The following is a 22,361-nucleotide window of genomic DNA, read 5'->3' on the forward strand; positions in this document are numbered from 1 at the left end:
CGCCCCTTTAACTGAGTTCCGAAGAGATATCAGGAGATGCGTTCGGCGAGATGGGGTGCCTGATGAATTGCCTCGACGAGGCTGTGCTCGTCGGCGTTGCCGGTCCCGGCGATGTCGAATGCGGTGCCGTGGTCAACGGAGGTGCGGATGACGGGGAGGCCGAGGGTGATGTTGACGCCGAACTCGAGGCCGAGGACCTTGATGGGGCCGTGGCCCTGATCGTGGTACATGGCGATGACGACATCGAAGTCGCCGCGCTGAGCAAGAAAGAAGAGCGTATCGGCGGGAAGGGGGCCAACGACGTTCCATCCGCGTCTCTCACACGCTTCGACCGCTGGGGCGATCTTGTAGGCCTCTTCACCGCGGCCAAAAAGGCCGTTTTCTCCAGCATGAGGATTGATGCCGCAAACGCCGATGCGGGGATTGGCTATACCACTGCGCACAATCGCGGTGCGGGCACGGTCAATGGTGCGCTCGACCAACCCAGGCTCGATCTTCTCGATGGCATCGAGAAGATCGATGTGAGTGGTGACGTGAACGACGCGCAGACGAGGAGTGGAAAGCATCATCGAAACCTCACCGGCGTTGGTGAGCGAGGCGAGCAGCTCGGTGTGGCCGGGAAAGGGGTGACCGCCGGCGTGGAGTGCTTCTTTGTTAGGCGGAGTGGTGCAGATTGCCTGCACGGAGCCCTGCATTGCGAGCTGAGCAGCGAGCTCTAGATAACGGAAGGCGGCGTCGCCGGCGAGAAAAGATATCTTTCCCCAGGGGAGATCGTAGGGAATCAGGGCGAGATCGATGCAGTCGAGGGTGCCCGGCTGAAGCCCGACCTGGGCGAGGCTTCGAGAGCGATGCGGTGAATCTGAACGGAAGATGATGTGATGGCCTGAGCCTGGCGGAGACGACTGGCATGACGACAGGGCAGCATTCTTCGTAGACATCGGGCCGGGTGAGGGCCTTGACGATGACCTCTGGCCCGATGCCGGCGGCGTCGCCCATGGTAATGGCGATGATTGGAGTCATAGCAGCTTCCTTACGGTGGCGTAATCCTGCTCACGCAGCGGGCTGGTGAAGAAGCGCCAGCACGATACCAGCGTCTCCTGACTACCGAAGGCTCCAGCCTTGGTGATCAGTGGAAGGGGGCGGCCGTCGATGCGGGCAAAAAAGATGGGCAGGCCGCGTTCGAGCTCACCGAGCATGAAGAGCGAGCCGATGCTCCAGCCGTGAGGATGGCGCGGGCAGTCTCGCCACCGGTGGCGACAAGGGCACCGACAAGGGCGAGAAGGGCGGCATGAGGAGCGAGCATGAGGCCGAGGGCGTCAGTGAGGCGCCGACGCTCCTGAAGATCGACCCACTCATTGGCATCGAGGACGACGAGTGGGTCGTTGCCGGAAACTGCCGGATGAAGTTAAGAAGCAGCGAGATTTTGAGTCACCACATCTCTGCAGATAGTGCGCGACCTCTCCACCATCTCGTTGCCGCAACGAAGGAGTTCCTGTCACGGAAGTCCGGCCGGAACCTCCGATACCGCTGGATATGTGAGTCAGCAAGGAATTCCAAGATCGAGCCCTTCGCCTCCTTAGCGCGCATTGGTCAATGCGCTTGAGGAAACCTTGGACCGCAAACTCACTTGCCATCCTCTAGGTAGTAAGAGGATCGGAGATCTGTGCTGTGATTCAGAAACCAGTTCGCTGGACCAATCTCTGCTTTGATGTGAATCCCTTCCGGCCTGAGGCATTGAGCATCTGAGGAGCGCGCGAATGATTCCCTGTCATCTTAACAATAAAGCTACGCGATAAGATTTGCGGCGACAAGTAGCTCTCCCCCCATTTTTGTAAAAGATCCAATGCGTTACGAAGAGGTTAGGTCTTCGTGTAACGCCTGTTCCTATCCGTACGGAACCTAGCGGGCGGTCTGAGCTTCCATCAAACTCACTTTCACAGTAGCACCCCAAGTTCAGAGTAGAGCCTCCCAAGAAGGTGCGCTCTTAGTGCGTATTGCGCTGTTGTCATCGGACCCTTTCTGACTCCTGGCCACGCCGCCAGGAAAGAATCCGGAGACTGTTCGATCCGTTTCTGTTCCATTTCAAGAAGTCCCTCAGGAGGATCCACAAATGAAGCACGCACTCCTTTTTTGTCTTCTTGCATGTTTGCTTGTGCTGCCAGCGCGCGAAGCGTTTGGTCAGGCCGCATCTGCGACCACTCTTGTGGGAACGATCACTGATAACTCAGGCGCTGCCGTTTCGAACGCAAATGTCGTTGCGGTCCAAAATGCCACAAAGGTCACCTACAAGGGACAGACGACGGCAACCGGCGCATACTCTCTGCCTTACGTTGATATCGGTACCTACACCATCACGGTTGAAGCGCCGGGTTTTCAGAAGTTTACGCGGACAGAGATCGAGGTCCAGATCAACCAAACGGTTCGAACTGACTTCAACCTGGTCTTGGGTTCGGTAACGGAGGAGGTCACTGTATCAAGCGCTACGCCTCCTATCGCGACAGATGACGCTGCAATCGTTCAGACTCTCGAAACGGAAGCAATCTCTTCTCTTCCGGTTGCCGGCCATGACACCTTGAAGCTCGCGCTTACTACCGCCGGAGTCATCCAATCTGGCGATGTCACGGTCGGCGATCCCCCTGGAGAATCTTTTGCAGGACCCGGACAGCGTGGCGAACAGAATGATGTCTCCTTCGATGGCGTGACCATGTTGAACACGATCCACAGGACTGTCAATTTTCCTCCATCCCCTGATGCAATCCAGGAAGTCCGTGTTCAGACAGGAACGTATTCCGCCCAGTACGGCACCTATCTGGGCGTCCACATCAACGCGATCTCAAAGAGTGGCGGCAATCAACTTCACGGTGTGGTCAGCGAGAGCATCCGCAATGATGCCTTCAATACGCATGGGAGGTTTGATGCTCCCGGATCCAAGAAAACTCCTCTGCGTCAGAATCAGTACGGCGCGGAGATCGACGGTCCGATTGTGTTGCCCCACGTTTACGATGGCAGGGATAAGAGCTTTTTCATGTTCGACTACCAAGTGCGCCGTCAGACCTCGTCGACCTCTCAGCTCTTCACTGTACTTACATCTGCTGAGCGAAGGGGTGACTTCAGCGCTCTGTCGACTCATCTGTCTGATCCGGTCGATCCGACCTGCATCGTCGGCAATGTAATTCAGCAGCGATGCATTGATCCACATTCTATAGTGGATCGACAGCGTTTTGCTCAATCATAATTGGGGATCCCGTTAAACGACCTTGTGTTGAACAGAAATTTGCCTGAGGGGATATAAGTGGACCCATACTATCCGACTTGGACTTCCTCTCCAAGGCCTTCGATGAACTTGCAGAGGGTCTGTGCTTTAGACCAAGCAGGCACGCAAGGAACGCATGGGCGTCATCAGCACGAAGCCTGTCGGCAACGGCACCTTCACACGCCACGAAGATCAGCGGGTTCCTAATCGTGACTAAGCGAAGCGTGGAATTCTTTCGGCGGAACAACAACTTTTGAGGTAGGGCGATGGGATGGTCGAACAGGCTATTAATCAATATCGCTGCTCTTTGATCGGTACCGTACTCTACGAGCGCAGTTTAGCATTCACTTTTGTTCTTCTCGCCACACGGGATTAGAAAACGCCCCGCCTCCTGCTATGTCCCAAACCGCGACACGAGCCCACCTCCATGCAGGGGCGTTTACATTCCACTGAAATGCACGTTTTTCGAATTCATGCGTCGTGTCGAGTTCAAACTGTTCTGTGTGAGTGCTTTTGCCGTCCCCCCAAACCACCTCAGCTATTCGGAGAGGAAAAGTTGAGGTGGTTTCAATCTCTACATGTATAGAGTCACCGCCTGCTGAAGAGATTTTTGATTGCGGCATTAAGACCTCTCCCGTCGAAATAAAACTATCTCCGCGTGCAACCGCGTCAAGAAGAACCTTGTAGTGGTCGAAATCCGGTAGTTTGCTGATCCGAACATAGTTCACGTTCATGTGGCCGTAAAGTTCGTCGGTATTTGAGATCTGGAACATATCAACCTCTCCGAGCATGACCTTATGAAGACCAAGATTGTTGACGTCATCCACGGTTTTAAAACCTCTCTCGCCTAACCGCGGCGAAGATAAATCCGATGGCATCGCCTTCCATCCAGTCCCGAAGTAGTGTGGGTCACGAAAGTATGCCGTGTTTAGAATCTTGTCGGGATACCCTGTTGAACCCTTCGTGCGCGGGTGCGTTTGGTAAGCGTAACCATGTTCGACCTGTACCAATTTCCACATGTCTTCCGCGGTGTGAACACGGTACACCGTCCCGTACTTTGGATCTGGCGTCGCGAAAGATTCATTGGCTTTCCTATCCATCAACCAATAGACGGGTTTAGGAAAAGTAAGCGACCAATGTCCTCCGAGAATTACATCCGCTTCCTCTGCTGGGATAAGCAGGAATTTATTGTCAGACTGTTGTCGACATGCTTTGTAATAGTCATCGAGTTCTCGCATCCGCAGGCCCGTCAGGTCTGCGGGGTGACCGTCAATATGGAAGTCCATGATCATTGCAGAATCGACGCCGATGCTCTCCAACCCCGGCTTGAACGGCGGTACCCATGTTGTACCGGTACCTACAGCTTGCTCCGTGAAAGCGAAATGCCAGTGCGGAGCAAAGGTGACGTAGCCGTCAACATGTGGGAAGAAATCTTTATTCGTGTAGGAGAGCGCTTTATCGAGTGTTTGATTGGCGGACCCGCTTCCGAGCAGGAAGAATATTCCCATCTCCTGTTTGGTGCCGGGAGGAGCGTTCATCCATGGGTAAATGCTTGTGTTGTCATCAAGAGGTTGCTGGATGCCGAGCCCCACCTTTCCGCGCCATGAGCTATACCATGCGTAACCCATGTTCGTGCTGTAGTCGCGAGCGAACAGGTATCGGTGAGGTGAGGGTAGTGCAACGATGCTTCCAACTCCCATCTTCGCCGCCACAGCCCTGTAGTGCACCTGGAGCGTATGTCGCTCTGAACCGTACGGTGACGTGATCGATTGCAGCTTACCTTCAGCATCGTAGTAGACGATAGTGGACGCCATGTTGATACCCGGCCTTCGGTCTGCTTCAGACGCCATTTGCAGCCCTGCATCATAGGTGTATGCAATGCTGGGCTCGTTCGTTTCAAGGACGGCAACCTGCTGGATCAGTGCGCTGCCGGGATAGAAAATGTAGCGCATCGTTCCAGAGAAGATCCCCATCTCCATTCCGTTGAAAGACACCTCCACCCGGTCGCCTACCGTGCGTACTGTAGCAGCCGTCGGATGAAAACTCTGAATGAAGTTTCGTGTTCCCTGTGGTCTGGCAGGTGGGAAGTCGAAGAACGCGTCCCAGCCGCCTGTACGTGTTCCTGTGCTGCAGCGATAAACCGGTGTCGCCTTCTCCACAACGTTGTGCCCGTTAACACCGATCGACGTGATAAGAGGAAGCTTTTTATCTAATGCAAAGACAGCTGACCACTGCTGGCTGGACGCATCGGTCCATCGAATCGTCAGAGCCGATTTTGTAGCGGAAACTTCAATTGGGCCTTGCTTAACAGCGGAAATGTCAGCCGCTATGGGGTCTGCATGGAGCGCCGTAGCGGAAGCGCAAGTAAAGATAAAAAACAGACTTGCAAGCGCTGTGGATGCGCGGCGGCAGGTTCGCATTAATTAGCTCCTAGAAGTTGAATAATATGCTGTTGGAACTTTCTAAATAGGTCAAGGAGAACCGCTCATGACGGCTATCCCTGATCTTGCGTGCAACTAGAAACGGATGCGCGCGGTGAGTTGCGAGTTCCGTGCCGTAGTGAGCGTTGTGGTTGGAACTCCGAAGAGATTGTCGGTTGGGATCACCGAAGGAACTCCGAAGGCATGACGGTTGAATGCATTGAGCATCTCAAACTTTAGCTGAAGATCTATCTTTTCAGTGATTCGCGTGTTCTTGATAATGCTGATGTCCTCGTTCTTAAATCCATTCATTCGGAACGCCGATGTGACACGGGCAATACCGCCAAGCTGATACGCTCCGCCATTGCGGGATGCATTTGGATCTACAAACGCTCCATTCGTCGCATCACGGGCAACGTTCAGATTGAAGAGACTGTTTACAGCGGGATCGGCTCCCTTGCTCGTAACGACAAAAGGATTCACTGAATTGTTACGCGAAGCCGCACTACGGAAGGAGCTGCCAGGACGCTGGTTGAAGCGCACGCAGTTATCCCATCCGGGTATAGATGATGCACATCCAAACGAGATTGGCGTCCCTGATTGGTAGCGCAAAACTGCTCCAACCTGCCAACCACCTGCGAGGTAGCTCGTAATTCCATGATTGAAATAACGGCGGTTTCCTACCAAACGGAAGCTCTTGAATAAAGCTCGTAACGAAAACGTTTGGCAGATCCTGCGTGCTAAGGGACTTCTCACCCTTGAGATTGGTCGGGTCTTGAATCGAGCTTAGGTTATTTGTGTTTAGTACGATCGTGTCCGAATTCGTGATGTTTTTGGACCACGTGTATGAGACCTGGAGGTTGGTACCACTCCGGAAACGTCGCTGCAGAGATGCCCGCAGCACGTGATACGTTGATTTGACCGTCGTTCTGCAGGCAGCAATTGCCTGAATCTGCTGGTACTGCGGAAACGGACGCAACGCCTGGGACGTTTGAACGTTATTTCCATACAGCGAATAGAACGAAGCAAATGGAGTTGTGACGCCTGCGGTATTTGAAGCAAGGGTGCGAGCTAAGTTATCTCCGAGCTGAAACGCACTTTTGGTTTTCCAGGTTGGAACGCAGCCGATTGCCTCGCTGGCCCAGGTAACCTAATGTAAAGATAAGATCAGGTGCAAACTCCTGTTGGACCTCCAGGTTCCATTGCTGCGTCATGGCAGGCTTGTTCATATTTGGCCTGATGTAGTTAGAGGCTACGATCTGACCTTCGAAATAGCTGGGATTTAGAAGCGGAGGAGCCGTATACGCTGGAAAGCCTCCCGCGAGATCGAAGGCAGGTGAAAAACGCATTCACACTATTGAATGCAGCGTTTGCTTTGTACCCGGTGTTCATCTGGCTTCCGCCATCTGCGTAGAACATTGGCGCATACAGAATGGAGTAGCTGCCACGTATGACTGACTTGCCATTGCCTGCACCAGGAGAATAGGCGAAACCGAGGCGAGGCGAAATGTCCTTGTAGTAGGCGTCAATCCATTTCGCATTGCAATTGCAAGTCGTCCCAAAGATCAAGGCGCCAGGCTTGCCCGAGGCAGGATCAATCGCCGTCGCGCTGAAGTTAGACGTTCGGTTGCGTGATTCGCTACGCGGAAGATCGACGTCGTAACGCAGCCCCAGATTTAACGTCAGGTTTGGCAGGACCTTGTAATCATCTTGCAAAAAGACCGCCCAATAAGCAGAAAGCCAACGCGGCTGGCTGGAATACACGTTAATAGATCCAGAATTTGGCAGGCCAAGGAGGAAGCTCGCAAATCCGTTTCCACTGTTTGTCGTCGCAATGGTTGCTGCGGTTCCGGCGGTCTGGGCCCGAGCAAATGTAAGCCGTGGGATAGGCCCATTGAAAGTTAAGAATTGTTGATGGCGATAGTCTCCGCCTATTTTGAAATAGTGATGCCCATGTTCGATGGAAACGGTGTCGGCGAAGCGCAATCCATTATCGACGGGATCGCCATTATTACCACTGTTTAACACTGGGATCGATTCCCCTACCGTGGTTAATGGGAAGGCGACTGCATCGATATTGCTGATGCCGAGTTGCTTTGCGTAGTTAATGTTGCCTTGAGCCGAGACGCTGAAGTTCTTAGCGTTTGTCCGGTTAAACCCCACCAGTAACTGATTCACGACATGCGCATTCACAGATGTCGTCAGTCCAAACCGGAAGAGGTGAGTTACGAAGTTCTGATTCCATTGGTTCGGGTCAACCGGATCGGGAAGAGTTCGGGGGTTCTTCTGGCTCGTGTTCTGGCGTGCCGTCCAGGAGCCAAATATCTTATTGCGGGCGGTAAGGTCGTTATCGATGCGAACCGTGTAGGTCGTATTGGTAATCGGATACGGCTGATTGATGGTGTAATTGTTGAATGTGCCCGCAACCTGAGGCAGCGGATAGTAGTTGAGGTAGTTCTTCGCAATCGATGTAATCCGTCCAGCCGGAATGATATTACCCGGAAACGCTGTTCGGCACTGGACGCCATTAACCGTTCTCGTCGTGGCCGGATCAAAGATTTGACCGTTATACACAGGCGTGCCGTCACACGGATTTGTGGTAATGACGGATGTCGTAAGAAGGGCGGAAAAATCACCGTTCCGCATCGCATTTGTTGGAACAGTTGATGTGACCGGTCCTCCTGTGCTCTGCCTGAACTGCTCCCATGAGAAAAAGAAGAAGGTTCGTTCATGGCCGTTATACAGACGAGGGATGGATACCGGGCCGCCTAGACTTACGCCGTAGTCGTTCTGCTTATTGGGGGGCCTTCGATAGAGATTGTTGCAGTTCGCGATTGCAGAAGTGTTTGTGGCGGTCGCAAGACAAAGAGACTTACGGCCATTGTTGAAGTAAGTATTTGCGTCCAAAGCTTCGTTGCGAAATATATCGTATACAGATCCGTGAAAACGCATTTGTACCCGACTTTGTAGCGAAGCTCTCGACTGCTCCTGTTGTGCGTCCAAATTCGGCAGAGGGGTTCGAGATTGTAAGCTTGAATTCTTGAATAGCCTCAACTGAGGGAGATTCCTCGTCGAAAAACGACGCGTTTTCAGAGCGAAGCTGATCGACACCATCCACCAGGATTGACATTCCTTGGTTTTGAGCCCCGCCGATCTTTATCTGGCGGATGCCGTTCGAGGTGTTCTGTGTTCCAGGTCCAATCGTTCCCGGCTGAAGGAAAACGAACGCCGCGGGTGACCGAAGCGCGCCTACGCCTCCCAGTGCCAGGGGCAACTCAATGACCTGTTTTGTTGTCACAACGCCACCTAACTCCGACGATTCTGACTGCACAGATGGCGCCGATGCTTCGACAGTAACCTGTTCAGAAGAACTACCTATCTCTAATGTAATGTCCAGAGTCGACACGGTATTGACCTGAACCGATACTCCCGAATAATTCGCCGCCTTGAAGCCCTGCATTTTTACGGATATATCATAGGAACCGAGCGGAACGGTGGGAAACCGATAGGATCCGGCGCCCGAAGATTCCGCGGTCGATGTAAACCCCGTCTCACGATTCTTGGCTACGATGGTGGCATGGGGGACAGCGGCGCCCGTACTATCAAGCATAGAGACTCGTAATCTGCCCGAAATCCGCAGGTTTTATACGATTACAAGTAGTCTATTTTCAATAACTTATACTAGATGGCGGTGGACGCAGTCCCCTACGAACCCGTCTCCGTGCGAATTCCCGTTAACAGGGACAAGTACAGGGAATTTTCCCACTGTTCCGAACACTAAGAGCGAGATTCTTTACGAATTGATGACGAGTTCAGCATCATTGATGAACTCCTAGAGCATACGTAACAGGGAATTGCGGAGACCCCATCACGGAATTTATTTAACAATTCGAATCTTATTAGGGATCGATCATTGGCAAAGAGTCGTCGATAGCCTCGCATGAGCCGAATCATGAAGCTCAAGGCAGTCCGCAGTGAGTGACTCAGGGATTTCTTATTTCATTGAGTTTGACTTCAATAAAACGAAGAGCGTTTATGAGTAGTTATTCGGAGGTTGGCTCATAATCTTCGGAAAGGTTGGAAGGAAATGGCCAAAGAATTTCGGTTTGGAACCCTCCCTAAACGGCGGATGCCAGGTTCCTGTGTCCGAACTTCTATCCAAAATTCAAGCTCTGTGGCCGCCATGATCAATTGAAGATTTGCGGTGTATGTGACTGTAAGTTCTCGGAATCGCTTAACGAATGCCCTTAAATCTATGGTGTGTGATTGATGGTGTTTTGGGGTATCAAGGATAAAAAATGTGGATGAAAGCCTCCTCAACGCAGCGACAGCTCGAGTAGGGCAGCGTGAGATGCCAAAACTATCCGGGTGCGCGTACTCCCTTTGAACGGAGCCGCTTCTCCAAATCAGAGCCCGCTGAGCCACAAAGAGAAGTGTTTTAACGAAACCCCGCGCTACCCAAAATAATTCTGAAACATTACCCCAGATAATTCTGAAAATAACACCCTTGACGCAAGCCTGCGTATCAACGTTTCGTCTCCGGAAGCGCAAATACAACGAACTGGTTATGAACGGCAGGCAGGTCTTTCAAGTCACCCCCAGTTTGCCTCCCCGGCTTGGGCTTAGCACGAGACGTTCCGCTTGCTGCGGGAACCACCACATACTCTCGTCCATTGACCGCATAGGCGGCTGGCACACCTACGGCTGTCTCCGGAAGGTCCCCCTCCCACAAAACTCTGCCGGTATCGGCGTCGATGGCCATCAGCTTCTTCATCCGTGCCTCGGGAGCGAAGAGGAGGCCGCTACCGGTGACGACGATCCCGACCTTGTTGGTGTCGCCTGTGCCTGTCTTAACGCCAGAAACGGGATAGCTCGGATCGCTGTCCACAGGGATCTGCCACATCTGCGCTCCGGTGTTCATGTCATACGCAGTAAGCACAGACCACGGTGGCCGCATCACGCCGTTGCCTTTTTTGTCGTACCAATAGCCGTAGTCGGTACGCCAGCGCGGCTCTCCATCGGCCAAACCTTTCATCGCCTTGCGTGGAGGAGCATCACTCGGGGTGAAGCCGTTATTTACATAGGTTAGGAGATCGGTCATGGACTGCCCGGTGATGTTGGGGAAGCCAGGCATCGGAGCTTTACCCGCGTGAATGAAGTCGACCAGATCTTCGTTGGTCAGACGGCCACTGACCCCGATCAGGGAGGGAAAGGTAGGAGGGTGCCCGGCTCGATCGACGCCATGACAGGAGGAGCAGTTTTTCTGGTAGAGCGAACGACCTCGCTCCATGGGATTGTTTCCTGCCCCAAACTGCGGTGTGGATTTGGCCAACTGGATTACGGCGGGAATGTCGACACCGGCTACATAGATACGCCCGCGCAATGGGTCGGCAGCCGTGGTCCCAAAGTTGGCTCCTCCGTTCGAGCCTGGAGCCTCAAGCGTAGGCACGGTCGAAGGCGGCGTGAATATGCCCTCCCAGCGCAGCGTGCGGAAGCGCGCCTGGATCTCGGAGCGCTCGGGCTCGGGGATGGCCGGGTCGATGTCTTCGAGCGTAAAGGTTTGGCGCACGAACGGCTTCAGTACAGTGGGAAAGGGTTGTGTGGGCGAGAGCTGCTCCCCCTCCATGTGCTCGCCCTGAGGGACCGTTCGTTCTTCGATAGGGAACAGGGGCTTGCCCGTGACGCGATCGAATGCAAAGAGGAATCCGGTCTTACCGGCGATGGCCACGGCATCGACGCTCTTGCCTTTGCTTTTCGCTGTGAACAGAACCGGCGTCGAAGCCAGGTCGTAGTCCCAAACATCATGATGAACATCCTGGAAGTGCCAGAGCATCTTGCCGGTGCGGATGTCGATGGCGAGGAGGCAGTCACCATAGAGGTTATCGCCGGGTCGATCGACACCCCAAAAATCATAGGTGGAGGCTCCCGTTCCGGCGTAGAAGATGCCTCGGCTCTCATCGACCGAGGTCCCGGTCCAGGAGTTGGCGCCTCCATGGAAGGTACGCGGATTAGGACCCCAGGTCTTGGCCGCCGACTCATCGGGCGTTGGAATGGTGTGGAACTGCCAGACCAGCTTTCCGGTGTTCAGGTCGAAGGCGCGCAGATCGCCAACGGCCGATCCATACTCTTCTCCCGGTGCCGAGCCAACCAGAAGAATATCGTGCCAGACCCGCGGAGGAGAGACAGTCTGCACGTTGAAGACGACCTCAGGGTCGCGTTCGAGGCCGACCTTAAGATCGACGTCGTACTCGGGATCGAGCTTGCCAGTCGCTACATCGATCTGGCGAATATGGTTGGCGCGATAGAAGACGATGCGGCGCTTTGTGTGATCGGTACTCTCCCAAAAGGTCAGACCGCGTTGACGTGCGGTAACCATTTTGGGCTCGGAGACCCAGATCTCTCGCCCGGTCGCAGCATCGAGAGCGACGATAGAGCCGTTCCTTCCGCTCAGGTACATCACGCCACTAAGGATGAGAGGGTTGTCGATCGAGACCGAGTCGCCAATGTCGTAGGTCCAGGCGACCTTGAGCTCTTTAACGTTGTTCTTATTGATCTGCGTGAGCGGAGTGTAATGGGTCGCGCCTTGGGTCGCTTCGTAAGTGGCCCAGTCAACGTTGGTAGAGGTCTTGTCGGACTCTTTGCTGACAGCGGCTCGGACCAAGAAGAGACCGGCTGCCGCAAACAGGGCCAGAGCTGCCAGAGGCAGCCTGACACGAAGACCTTGCTTGCTTACGATGCGTACGTTCATCATTCATCCACCTGAATCGAGAAGAAGGTTTTGGTTCGCGTCCGTCCCCGCGTAGCATTGGCCGTAAAAGCGAGGCCAATGCTACGCCAAGAGCAAGGCCCATTAGAAGATGAAGCGACCATGCAGCTGGATCTGACGCGGATCGAAACTGTTCAGGTTTAGGGTTCCAAAAGTGCTACTGGTTCCAAGACCGGGGATCAGGCCGCCGGAGGGGTTATTCGTAAGATTGGTTGATCCCAGGTTGCCAACATAAGCTCCGTTGAATTGAGCGTTGTTTAGAAGGTTAGTCGCCTCACCTGAGATCTCAATCCGATAACGCTCACGGACCGGGAAGGCACGGCGAAGGCTCAGATCCATATTTGCGCGACCCGGTCCGCGCAGGTCTCCGCTGGTCTGGGCGTGATTGCCGATCCAGTAGATATCCGGAGCGAAGCTACCATCTGGATTGGTAATGGTGCGCCCGGCGAAGGCGCAGGCATTGTATTTCAATAGTTGATACTTGCCAGGGGTGACGGTCTTTCCGCAGGGCAAGGTGACGGTCGTCTTACCGTCGTAACGCTTCTGAAGAGCACTCGGCACCTGGATATTCTGATCGGGAACGCGGTCGAGGCGCGAGGTAAGCGCACCACCGTTGTTGTTCAACAGCACCACGATCGGCATGCCGCTCTGTAAGCTGATGACCGAGCCTACGCTCCAGCCGCCAAGAAGGACACGGGCCACCAGGTTGTTGAGGGCGTACTTGCCGTTCTTACCGAATTGCGAGTTATAGACGATGGTCGCGACGAAACGATTCGGTGTGTCCGCCAGACCGTAGTTCCGGTTCAGGCCATTGTGGATGAGGTCCGGGGTTCCAACGGTACCCCCGGAGTTGACTCCCTGACCGTCCTCGATGGGGGTCGTAACGTAGTCCAGTTCTTTGCTCCAGGTGTAGTTGGCCTGAATGTTGAAGCCGGAGGCGAAGGCGTGTGAGAGACGTGCCTGAAGCGAGTGATAATCGGCGTAACCCTTGGAGCCGTCGATACTCGCTCCCCAAAGCAGAGGATAGGGCATCTTGGGAATTTGCTGCTGGATCGTGCGTGCGGAGAGGGCTCCCTGAAAAGGAACCAGCTGAGCTCCCGTCTGGTAGGGATTGGGGACCTGAAGCGTGGATGGGTCGTTCTTACCGTTGCTCGCGACGTATTGCGCGTGCCAGTTTGCCAGTAGGCCCTGATCGATGGTCTGCAGGTTCTGGAAAGGCTGGCTGCGGGTGGTCAGGTTGTTCGAGAAGGAGGCACTCCACCCGATCGACATGATCCACTGCGAGTTCTTGCCGAAGGACTGCTCAACGAACAGATTGGCCTGCTTGGCGACCTGGTTTTTCAGATTGCGGTCAAAATAAGTAGTTGCGGTCCCGTATATCTGCGGCGCGGCCTGGTTGGCCCCGACGGCGGCGACCAGAGGTGCCGGATCGGTGAACCGAGTTACGGGCACGCCGCTAGGATTTGACCCGTAGGGGAGCGCCTGGTTGCCGGCCGCAAAAGGTGCTCCACCGTAATCGTTCGAGCTGGAGAAATATCCGCTGTTGCTCGGGAGATAGGTGATGCCGAAGCCTCCGCGCACGACAGTTCCCTGGTAGGGCTGGAAGGCGAAACCGACACGAGGCTGAAAGTCGTGCCACTCGGTGTCCCAGAGGCCGCGGCTGTATCCGTTTACGCCGGGGAAGGCGAATACGCCCTTTGATCCGAAGGGGTTGTTCTTGGTCAGATCGATCGCGGTCATGCGGTTGTAGCGCTCGGTGAGTCCGGGCTGCACGTCCCAGCGGAGGCCGAGGTTGATGGTGAGGTTCTGCCGTGCCTTCCAGTCGTTCTGGGTGTAGACCGCGAAGTACTTCGCCGCGTACGCGGGTTTCAGGTTGGCGCCGGGACGGACGAACCAGACGCCTTGTCCGAGCAGCAGGGTAGCGGCGTTGACGCCGCTCTGCGTGGGCGAGGTGTTGTTGGGGGCCGAGCCTCCAGACGCTGTGACGAATTGGAAGGAGTAGTTGCCGCCGGGATCGGCTGCGCAGCATCCGCCGATGTTGGCCGAGCCTTCTTCGAAGTCGGTGTAGTTGGCGAGCATAACGCGATACTCAGAGCCTGCTTTGTAGGTCCAGTTTCCGGAAACCTTAGTGATGCTGCCATTAATCGCGTGCGCGATCTGGCTCTCGCGCTTGTTGGCGAACTGTCCGCTTGAAAGCGCCGACCAGTTGCTTCCTCCGCCTGTTCCTCCGGAGAAACCGTTGGGATTGACGACGGGCGCTGAGCCCGGGACTGCGAAGAGAGCCTGCGTAGCCGGGGCAATGCCGAACTCGTTGTACTGGGTGAAGCCGGACTGGTTGCCGGCCAGGTTGTAGGTGCTGATGCGGGTGACGCCGTAACGCACGTCGACGAAGAGTGTCGGCCGCACGGTGATGGTATCGCCGATCTGCGCGTAGTAGTTGTTGTCCTGCGTGGCGGTGGCCGCGTTGTTGAACGGCGCCGTACCGAAGGGACGAGGCTGAGTGATCTTGCCGAAGTCGTATCCTCCGCTGCTGTAGAAAGAGTGCGAACCCAGCTTGTAGTCGATGCGCGAACTGAGGGTCTGACGGCGAACGGTGTTGCTGACGTTGGAGGTGTAGTTGTTGGTGTTGTAGACGTCGTCAGGGGTGCGGTTGGGAAGCGGATAGAAGCTGTACATCAACAATGCCGCCGGGTTTGGGTTGGGAATGATAGCGTTCGGAATCAGAGCGCGCTGATACAGGTTCGGTCCAACCTGTGTGACGTTGTAAGGATCAAAGATCTGCGCCGCCACGGGCTGCCCATTGGCCCCCTGGATGTAAGTCTGGCTGAAGTTTCCGACGCGCTCGAGTGCGGTGGGAACAGTCTGCAGGTAGGTCTGACCCTGGTTGAAGCTGAGGTAGTGATAGCTGGTGGAGAAGAAAAGCTTATCGCGAACGATGGGACCCGAGAGAGCCCCGCCATAGTCGTTGACCTTGAAGGCCGGACGCCGAATGCCTTGAGCCTTGTTACCTGGGGAGTTCGCATTAAACGCTTCATTGCGGATCATGTAGGAGGCCTGGCCGTGAAATTGGTTTCCACCCGACTTGGTGTTGATGGCCATGACAGACATGCCGCGTCCGTAGTCCGCTGTGAAGTTATTGCTGATGACGCGGACCTCCTGGATGCCCTCCTGGTTGGGGATGATGGCAGCCTCGTTGAAGCCGTTGCCGGTAATGGGAAGACCGTCGAGCTGGATGTCATTCTCAAAGGCGCGACCTCCATTGACGCCGATGGAAGAGTACTGTGCACGGCCCGCAACTCCAATACCGAAGGAGTTCAATGATTGAGAGCTCGAGGTCTGGTTGCGTGGCTGAACGCCGTTCTGGAGTGTCGTGTAGTAAAGGGGGTTTTGTGTGATGTTGGGAATGGCGTCGATCACCTGGGCGCTGACGGCCGCTGTAATGGTGCTGCTCTCGGTCTGCAGCTGCTGCGCGGAAGACTGGACATCCACCTGCTGGGTGGCGGTGCCAACCGAGAGGATGCTGTCGACCTTCGCGATCTCTGACGCATTCACGCGTACGCTTGAGGCCGAATACTTCTGAAATCCGTCCTTGACGATAGTGACGGTGTAAGTACCGGCCGCGAGGTAGGGGATGGTGAACTGGCCGGTTTGGGTCGTCTTTGAGTTGGACTGTACGTTGGTCGACTCGTCCCGAGCCACGACATCGGCGTCAACGACGACGGCTCCGGTAGAGTCGGTGACAGTGCCGGTGATGGTCGCTGATCGTACCTGCGCCCGCAGCAGGGGGACAGACGAAGCCAGCAGGAGAAGTAGGATCGCGAGCAAATTTTGCCGGTTGAATTTCATTTTTATTCCTCCTCAACACCAAGAAGCCCTGCCACCATCGCTGTTCCAAAGGTTTATTGCGTAATGTGCAATATGTTGTGCGAGATTAGCAAACGCATCCTAGCAATCGATTTAGATTGTCGTCAACAAAATGTTGACGATTTTTTTAGGAGGCCTTGAGCGGCTTGCGTGGTTCGACCTGTCATCCGGAGTGACTGCGGACGTTTCGACCAATTCTCATGAATGCAGGCCGAGACATTTGAGGAAAAAGCTCGCGATGCTTTGGTTGGCCTCTTTTGTTTCAGGAAGACTTGCTTCGTACCAGAAGCCGTGATTGAGTGCTTCGAAGACGATGAGCTGTGCATCCACACCTGAACGCAGGAAGGCGCGATGCAGCACGGTGGTCGAGCTCAACATCATGTCGCGGGTGCTGCTTAGAAACAGGGTCGGAGGCAAGCCTTTGAGATCGGCATAGAGCGGCGACAGGATGGGATCACGAGGGTTGGCGCTTCCAACGTATTCGGAAAGAAACTGTCTCTGGCGGTCGGGAACAGTCAGGCGTCCCGCAACCCCCGTCACGGTGTAAACGGCCTGAGTGTCGCCATAGGAAGAGAGATCTCCTGTCGTCGAGAAAAGGCCGAGGCCCGCGGGGAGAGGAAGTCCGAGTGTCTTGAGCTTGATCGCTAACTCTCCAGTAAGGATGGCCCCTGCCGAGGCGCCGTAGATGGCAATGTGTTCAGGACGATAAGACTTCAGCACCTCACGATAGACGGCGACGGCATCGTTAACTGCGTCTGGGAAAGGATGCTCAGGAGCGAGGCGATAGAGCACGGCGATGACTTTTATACGCGTGAGCCCAGCAATTGGGATCGACTCGGTGAGGGAGCCGGAGTCGGTGGTAAAACCTCCTCCATGGAGATTAATGAGGATGCGATCGGCACGATCCACAGGGACGCCGGACGTGGGAGTAATTACACGCACCGGCACACCAGCTATTGTCGCCTGTGTGATATTCGAGGGATAGAGTGCACGATACACGTCTGAGTCGGAACGGTGATAGGCGTCGGTCCTGTGGCGTTTGGCTTCAAGTGTCTCTCCAGGGGGAGGATCGGTCACGTGCTTCGCGAGCGATCTTCGTGCCTCGGGGCTGATGGTGTACGGCACAGGGACCACTCGCGTGAGGTGCGCAGTGCCATCGGGATCCATGACGCTCCGATCTTCAACCACGTTGGCGTCCGACGATTGCGCTTCGGCGCGCAGGCCACCGAGGGAGAGAAGACTGACGAGGCAGAGGGAGAGAGGGCGAAACATGGAAGCTCCTTTGCGAGGGAGGCCGAGTGGTCTCAGGATTTTGCTGGAGAGGGCCTGGAGGCTGCGATCAACCGAAGTCCCTCGCCCTCCGGATCGTTCTTTATGCGGCACGGAGAGTCGAAGATCATGGTCGCTCGCTTAGCGTCGTCGTACGCAGGCCAGTGGGGCAGATCCTTATGGTTGGGATCTCCGGTACGCGCGAAGGCGACCCAGGCGGCGCCCATCTGGCGAGAGAGCGTGAGCGCATCCTGCCGGTCTGCGCTGTAGTGATTACAGATCTGGGCGTTATCGAAGACGAAGGATATCTCGGCGGCGTGGAAGGTTCCTACGCGGTCTTCGAGGACAGGAGTTCGCCAGCTGTAGAGATAAGAGTAGGCCGGAGCGCTTCGAAGAGCCGCCTTTCGTCGCGCCTGCTCGACCGAGGGAATACGGAATCGCGAGGCGGCGATGGTGGCGTAGAGAGCGAAGGGTTTCGCCGAGGGATATTCCTTGCGATAGGCGGCGAGGATGGCCGCGCTGTCATGCCCGAAGCTGGTGCGGAGTTCGGCCTCCACCTGGTCAGAGGTCATTGCGTAGGCGTCAGAATGATCGAGGCCACTGATGAACTCATTCAGGTTGGTCCCGGTCATGAGAGGAACATCGGCGGAGACGGATGGCGCAGAAGGATCGAAGGGATGTGTGGGCAGGATGCGGCCGCCGACCGTTGGAGCCCATCCGGTGCCGCCGAAGTTGTCGTGCAGAGAGGCCGGAGATTTAGGCATCCTCCGCATCACCTCTGCCGCCGCCACAGAGAGGCGCCTGGGCTCGACATCCTGAAGCTCACGCAGGTTTTCGCTGGAGATGGCCAGCTCTTGAAGGACCTTCTCGGCAATCTCATGAGAGTAGTTCGGCGACAGCATGCTCAGGTAGGGACCGCTCTGCACAATGGCGCGATGAAAGAGTCCCTTCGCGGCAGGCATCGCCATCAGAGCGATGACTTTGCCGCCGCCTCCAGATTGACCGAAGATGGTTACATTTTCAGGGTCGCCACCGAAGGTGAGGATGTTGTCCCTTACCCAGTGGAGCACGGCAACGAGATCCAACAGGCCGCAGTTGGCGGAGTCTGCAAACTCATTCCTGCCGAACCCCGCAAGATTGAGATAGCCGAAGGCATTGAGCCGATGGTTGTGATTGACGACGACGGCGTCGTGATTTCGGGCGAGACTCTCCCCTTCATACGAGAGAAGGTCATGCCCACAGCCGTTCTGAAAGCCGCCGCCATGCATGTAGACCATTACGGGTCGCTTGTGGGACCCATTGATCTCAGGCGTCCAGACGTTCAATCGCAGACAATCTTCTCCCGGTACGACCACGGCCGACCCTCGATGGAGAAGAAACGCATCTTCATCCGTCCTGGCAAGGTTCTTATGATCGGACTCGAGGAAGAGAAGGTCCTGCATGTAGCAGACCGGACCGTACTGTAACGCGTTGCGTACTCCACTCCACGGCTCGGGCGCCTGGGGTGCCATAAAGCGATTCCTTCCGGAGGTCGAAGCTCCGTAAGGGATGCCCTTGAAGATGAAGACGCCATCGTGACGGTAGCCGCGGATCTTGCCAGAGCTGGTCTCGGCGATCGTTGAGGCGTTGGACTCTGTGACGGTCGTCGCGGTTGAGCCTTGCTGGACGCGAGTTCCGGGGATCGCCGCTACTCCGGCGAGGCCTCCCAGAAACTCTCGCCGGTTGAGTTTGTCCGAGTTCATAAGCCGCTCCCAAAGAATTCATAGGGTGAGTAGCTGTTATTTCTTTGAAGAGGCCGCGGGATGGCCCGCACTATTCCAGTAGATGAAGGTTCCAAAGCGTGTTGAGGTCACGACGTCCATGGCTCCATCGTGGTTGAGATCGATGGCCAGCACATCCGATCCCACTCCGCTGTGCGTGTCGATAAGGTGAGGCACGAGCTCCGCACCTCCGGGCGCCTTTCGATTCCGCACGGTCTTATACCAATACAGGACGGGGGCTCCACGGGGGTCGGGGTCGAGGTTGGTGTCGAGGTGCGAGAAATAGCGCTTGCCCACGACGAAGTCGGGAATCCCATCTCCGTCCATATCGGCGACACCGGTGCCGTGAAGCTCCGAGAAGGTGACATCGCCTGCGTTCTTCGTCGACCGGTCGTTCATCACCATGTGCTCGGTGAAGGTGATCTCTCCGGAAGGGCTGCGTTTCTGTTCGTACCATGCGAGTCCCCAGCCATGCGCATTGAGTGAGGTCACGATATCGTTGAGACCGTCGCCATTCACGTCGTAAACGGCCATGACGCTGCCACCCATCATTCCGCGTCCGAATTGTCCGAAACCGGATGGATGGTATTTCCACTTTCCGGAGTCGGCGCCGGCTGCGGGCTGCTCCCACCATCCGTAGGGATTCACAATGTCGATGAGCCCATCTCCATTGATATCGCCAGCGCCAATTCCGTGGCTTGCGCCATACCCTGCCTCGGAGACGTCATGGACCTTCCACTTGCTGGTTGGGTCAGAGGCATCGGGCTTCGCATAACGCACATGGCCGTCACCGGAGTAGACGAGTTCGGGCTTCCCGTCATGATCGATATCGTTGAGTATGGCGATCTCGCTTTGCACTCCGCTCCCCACCGCGAACTTCTCCCAGCGGCGCTTCTCTCCTTTGGGATTGATGTAGAGCTGTACCCCGGGTCCACCACCGAACATGACGGTGATGACGTCCGGCCAGCCATCTCCGTTGACGTCGGTGGCGAATTCCATCGTCGCGTCGGTCGCGAACTCGGTGGTTGGGTTGGAGCTGATGGCATAGTAGATCTCGCGGGACTTGCGATAGTCGGGACCATAGTAGATGTAAGGTCCGGAGAGGACGTCAAGCACTCCGTCGTGGTTAAAGTCCGCCGCCGCAGTCCCCCAGGAGTAGTAGAAGTTACTCAGACGCTGCTTGCGGAAGCCGGCGCCAACTCTCTCCTCATCGCGGACCTTCAGGGACATATCCAGGTAAGCGGTCCCACGAAAGTGCGCTGCGCCTTTCCCTCCCACGTAAAGAGCGATGGGACCGTAGCCGCCGTCTTCGGTCACGGATCCTTGCTGATGTCCATTGTTGAGAAAGGAGCGGACGGTGTTGGCGTCGAAGAAGATCTCGATCGAGTTCCAGTCATGAGGCCGCAATGAGGTGTCCGGCGCCTTAAGCGGAAGATCGATGCTTGGCCGCTGCGGACGCGCTCCGTTCCCGTTCTGCGACTGAGGTGAGGGTGGTGGTGTAACGCGCGCCAACAGGCCTCCTCGCGGTAGCTTGTCGCGCTTGACGATCGCTCCCTTGGCATCGACGGTGACGAAAGAGGTGTCTAGAGTGGAGTCGTTGAGCGAGACGTAGACTCCTTTCATGCCTCCATCGTGTGTCTTCTCCGCACGCAGCAGAATGCCGGTCTCGCAACCTTCGTCGCAGCGAAACTCGGTGAAGAAGCTGAGGTCCTGATAGGAGTCGTCGACGACGAGCCACCCACCGGCCTCGGAGCCTGGTGTGCCGGTGATTGTGCCTTCGGACGCCGCCCACGTCGCGCCACCAAAGCTGTGCCAACCCTTCGTCGAGGATCCTGTAAATAGGACGTCTGGACGGAAGGATGGACCTGATGCGGCTACGCCGCTGACGAGCGACCCTGCGAGCAACACGGAGCAAAGAATCTTCTTCATCGCTTCTCCTACTTTGTAAATGTGCGACCTTCAACCTTGTTCCCATACGGGCAAGCCCAAGCAACGATGGAGAAGCAATGTTTGTTGCAACATACGCAAACAGTATTGCTTATTAAGCGAACACCACTATACAAGACGAGATTAGAGCTTCGTCAACTGTTTGGCCTTGATGGTGCGAATTCAAATCTGTCACCTTCTAGGGGAACTCCGCCTTTCAAACGCGCGCACCGTACGATGTACGGAGATATGGCGATCAAGGAAGCACTCGAGTTCGAATACCGCATCATGGGCTATCGCGGTCGTAGCTATGAAGAGCTGCCATTTGTCGGTCTTGACTCCACCTATGTGCTGGAAGAAACCAAGAGTTGTGTCGCGGGCGTCGAAGGCACGAAGACTCAGATATGGCCCGGCCCTTGATGTCGATATCTCAAACAAGCCCGACGAGTACAGCCATGCGGTTCCTCCGGGTATCAAGGCATGGCTGTCCAACCTGGCGGCCGTAGGCGACGCACTGCGCGAGGCTAAGATCGTTTAGATGAAGACGCGAGCTCTCCTTGCCGTACTCCTTTTCTGGTGCGTGAGTGTAGCGATGGCGACTAGCTTGAAACGCAAATGACAGAAGTTGCAGTAGATACTGTTCTGACTGCTGAGATCAGATATCGCGAAAGGGCCTCCGTCAATATCAGTGGCGTGTTGAACGGAAGGCTGAACTCGAAGAGGAGGAACGTCAGCGAAAGCTCGCAGCCGAGCGAGCCGAGAAAGCGGCAGAAGCGGATCGAGCAAGCTCGAATCGATCGTCTGCTTAAGGACTCGGCAGCATTTCAGCAGGCTAACGAGATAAGGAAATACGTGGAAGCCATTCGAGCACTGCAGTCGCGCGACAAAGCCGATTCAGCCGAGGAATTCGAACGATGGAGCCAAGGGGCTTTGGCGCAGGCTGATCGGATCGATCCGGCCATAGGTGGGACATTCTTGGTCGCAGCGCAGGATGAGGAGGATATAGGAGGATGATCGTTCGCTTGATGTTGAATAAGGTCTAGGGAGACCTGAATCAGGTTGGAATCAGACTGAGGAGATCCGAATGTATGCCGTGTCATGGC

14 protein-coding genes and 1 pseudogene are annotated in these 22,361 nt (G+C 55.7%); 3 read left to right on the forward strand and 12 right to left on the reverse strand.

The features are described from left to right. Window positions 1-29 precede the first annotated feature (29 nt). Complete coding sequence (pdxA, locus tag BDD14_RS18790) at window positions 30-938, reverse strand: 4-hydroxythreonine-4-phosphate dehydrogenase PdxA (RefSeq protein WP_207231771.1); 909 nt, start codon at window positions 936-938, stop codon at window positions 30-32. A gap of 78 nt (window positions 939-1,016) precedes the next feature. Beyond that, window positions 1,017-1,196 carry a hypothetical protein gene (locus BDD14_RS18795; RefSeq protein ID WP_130420162.1) on the reverse strand — a complete coding sequence of 60 codons (180 nt, stop codon included), beginning with the start codon at window positions 1,194-1,196 and terminating at the stop codon, window positions 1,017-1,019. Between the two features lie 914 nt (window positions 1,197-2,110). Here BDD14_RS18795 and BDD14_RS18800 point away from each other — a divergent pair. Continuing rightward, entirely contained in the window at window positions 2,111-3,235 is a 1,125-nt protein-coding gene (locus BDD14_RS18800; RefSeq protein WP_130420164.1) for a TonB-dependent receptor, read from the forward strand. A gap of 362 nt (window positions 3,236-3,597) precedes the next feature. On the opposite strand, the gene BDD14_RS18805 is transcribed toward BDD14_RS18800, so the two are convergent. The 10 genes and pseudogenes from BDD14_RS18805 to BDD14_RS18845 form a co-directional block, all read right to left on the reverse strand. Further along, window positions 3,598-5,673, reverse strand: a complete 2,076-nt coding sequence (locus BDD14_RS18805) for a CehA/McbA family metallohydrolase domain-containing protein (protein WP_130420166.1) — start codon at window positions 5,671-5,673, stop codon at window positions 3,598-3,600. A gap of 96 nt (window positions 5,674-5,769) precedes the next feature. Beyond that, a pseudogene (locus BDD14_RS35045) lies at window positions 5,770-6,802 on the reverse strand (outer membrane beta-barrel protein). Next, window positions 6,750-7,022, reverse strand: a complete 273-nt coding sequence (locus tag BDD14_RS35050; RefSeq protein WP_479724013.1) for an outer membrane beta-barrel protein — start codon at window positions 7,020-7,022, stop codon at window positions 6,750-6,752. The pseudogene BDD14_RS35045 and the gene BDD14_RS35050 overlap by 53 nt, the downstream one beginning before the upstream one ends. Further along, window positions 6,919-8,580 carry an outer membrane beta-barrel protein gene (locus BDD14_RS18815; protein WP_130420170.1) on the reverse strand — a complete coding sequence of 554 codons (1,662 nt, stop codon included), beginning with the start codon at window positions 8,578-8,580 and terminating at the stop codon, window positions 6,919-6,921. Before BDD14_RS18815 ends, BDD14_RS35050 begins: the two co-directional genes overlap by 104 nt. Continuing rightward, window positions 8,546-9,283, reverse strand: a complete 738-nt coding sequence (locus BDD14_RS18820) for a carboxypeptidase-like regulatory domain-containing protein (protein WP_130420172.1) — start codon at window positions 9,281-9,283, stop codon at window positions 8,546-8,548. The genes BDD14_RS18815 and BDD14_RS18820 overlap by 35 nt, the downstream gene beginning before the upstream one ends. Window positions 9,284-10,198: 915 nt before the next feature. Next, window positions 10,199-12,424 carry an outer membrane protein assembly factor BamB family protein gene (locus tag BDD14_RS18825; protein WP_130420174.1) on the reverse strand — a complete coding sequence of 742 codons (2,226 nt, stop codon included), beginning with the start codon at window positions 12,422-12,424 and terminating at the stop codon, window positions 10,199-10,201. A gap of 99 nt (window positions 12,425-12,523) precedes the next feature. Further along, window positions 12,524-16,285 (reverse strand): TonB-dependent receptor, encoded by a 3,762-nt coding sequence (locus tag BDD14_RS18830; RefSeq protein ID WP_130420176.1) that lies wholly within the window; start codon window positions 16,283-16,285, stop codon window positions 12,524-12,526. A gap of 216 nt (window positions 16,286-16,501) precedes the next feature. Continuing rightward, window positions 16,502-17,575, reverse strand: a complete 1,074-nt coding sequence (locus tag BDD14_RS18835) for an alpha/beta hydrolase fold domain-containing protein (protein WP_130420178.1) — start codon at window positions 17,573-17,575, stop codon at window positions 16,502-16,504. Between the two features lie 32 nt (window positions 17,576-17,607). Further along, a complete protein-coding gene (locus tag BDD14_RS18840; RefSeq protein ID WP_130420180.1) occupies window positions 17,608-19,314 on the reverse strand; it encodes a carboxylesterase/lipase family protein in 1,707 nt (568 codons plus the stop codon). 36 nt (window positions 19,315-19,350) lie between these two features. Further along, window positions 19,351-21,261, reverse strand: a complete 1,911-nt coding sequence (locus tag BDD14_RS18845; RefSeq protein ID WP_130420182.1) for an FG-GAP-like repeat-containing protein — start codon at window positions 21,259-21,261, stop codon at window positions 19,351-19,353. Window positions 21,262-21,507: 246 nt separating this feature from the next. Between BDD14_RS18845 and BDD14_RS31935 the strand changes: the two genes are divergently transcribed. Next, a complete protein-coding gene (locus BDD14_RS31935) occupies window positions 21,508-21,678 on the forward strand; it encodes a hypothetical protein (RefSeq protein ID WP_165420151.1) in 171 nt (56 codons plus the stop codon). A 195-nt stretch (window positions 21,679-21,873) separates the two neighbouring features. Then, window positions 21,874-22,272 carry a hypothetical protein gene (locus BDD14_RS18850; RefSeq protein ID WP_130420184.1) on the forward strand — a complete coding sequence of 133 codons (399 nt, stop codon included), beginning with the start codon at window positions 21,874-21,876 and terminating at the stop codon, window positions 22,270-22,272. Window positions 22,273-22,361: the final 89 nt, after the last annotated feature.

Source organism: Edaphobacter modestus, assembly GCF_004217555.1.
Classification (GTDB): Bacteria; Acidobacteriota; Terriglobia; order Terriglobales; family Acidobacteriaceae; genus Edaphobacter; species Edaphobacter modestus.

Excerpts from the sequence above, each read along its gene's own strand:
- pdxA (WP_207231771.1), bottom strand. The coding sequence starts at position 938 with ATGTCTACGAAGAATGCTGCCCTGTCGTCATGCCAGTCGTCTCCGCCA.
- BDD14_RS18795 (WP_130420162.1), bottom strand. The coding sequence starts at position 1,196 with ATGCTCGGTGAGCTCGAACGCGGCCTGCCCATCTTTTTTGCCCGCATC.
- BDD14_RS18800 (WP_130420164.1), top strand. The coding sequence starts at position 2,111 with ATGAAGCACGCACTCCTTTTTTGTCTTCTTGCATGTTTGCTTGTGCTG.
- BDD14_RS18805 (WP_130420166.1), bottom strand. The coding sequence starts at position 5,673 with ATGCGAACCTGCCGCCGCGCATCCACAGCGCTTGCAAGTCTGTTTTTT.
- BDD14_RS35050 (WP_479724013.1), bottom strand. The coding sequence starts at position 7,022 with ATGCGTTTTTCACCTGCCTTCGATCTCGCGGGAGGCTTTCCAGCGTAT.
- BDD14_RS18820 (WP_130420172.1), bottom strand. The coding sequence starts at position 9,283 with ATGCTTGATAGTACGGGCGCCGCTGTCCCCCATGCCACCATCGTAGCC.
- BDD14_RS18825 (WP_130420174.1), bottom strand. The coding sequence starts at position 12,424 with ATGATGAACGTACGCATCGTAAGCAAGCAAGGTCTTCGTGTCAGGCTG.
- BDD14_RS18830 (WP_130420176.1), bottom strand. The coding sequence starts at position 16,285 with ATGAAATTCAACCGGCAAAATTTGCTCGCGATCCTACTTCTCCTGCTG.
- BDD14_RS18835 (WP_130420178.1), bottom strand. The coding sequence starts at position 17,575 with ATGTTTCGCCCTCTCTCCCTCTGCCTCGTCAGTCTTCTCTCCCTCGGT.
- BDD14_RS18840 (WP_130420180.1), bottom strand. The coding sequence starts at position 19,314 with ATGAACTCGGACAAACTCAACCGGCGAGAGTTTCTGGGAGGCCTCGCC.
- BDD14_RS18845 (WP_130420182.1), bottom strand. The coding sequence starts at position 21,261 with ATGAAGAAGATTCTTTGCTCCGTGTTGCTCGCAGGGTCGCTCGTCAGC.
- BDD14_RS31935 (WP_165420151.1), top strand. The coding sequence starts at position 21,508 with ATGGCGATCAAGGAAGCACTCGAGTTCGAATACCGCATCATGGGCTAT.
- BDD14_RS18850 (WP_130420184.1), top strand. The coding sequence starts at position 21,874 with ATGACAGAAGTTGCAGTAGATACTGTTCTGACTGCTGAGATCAGATAT.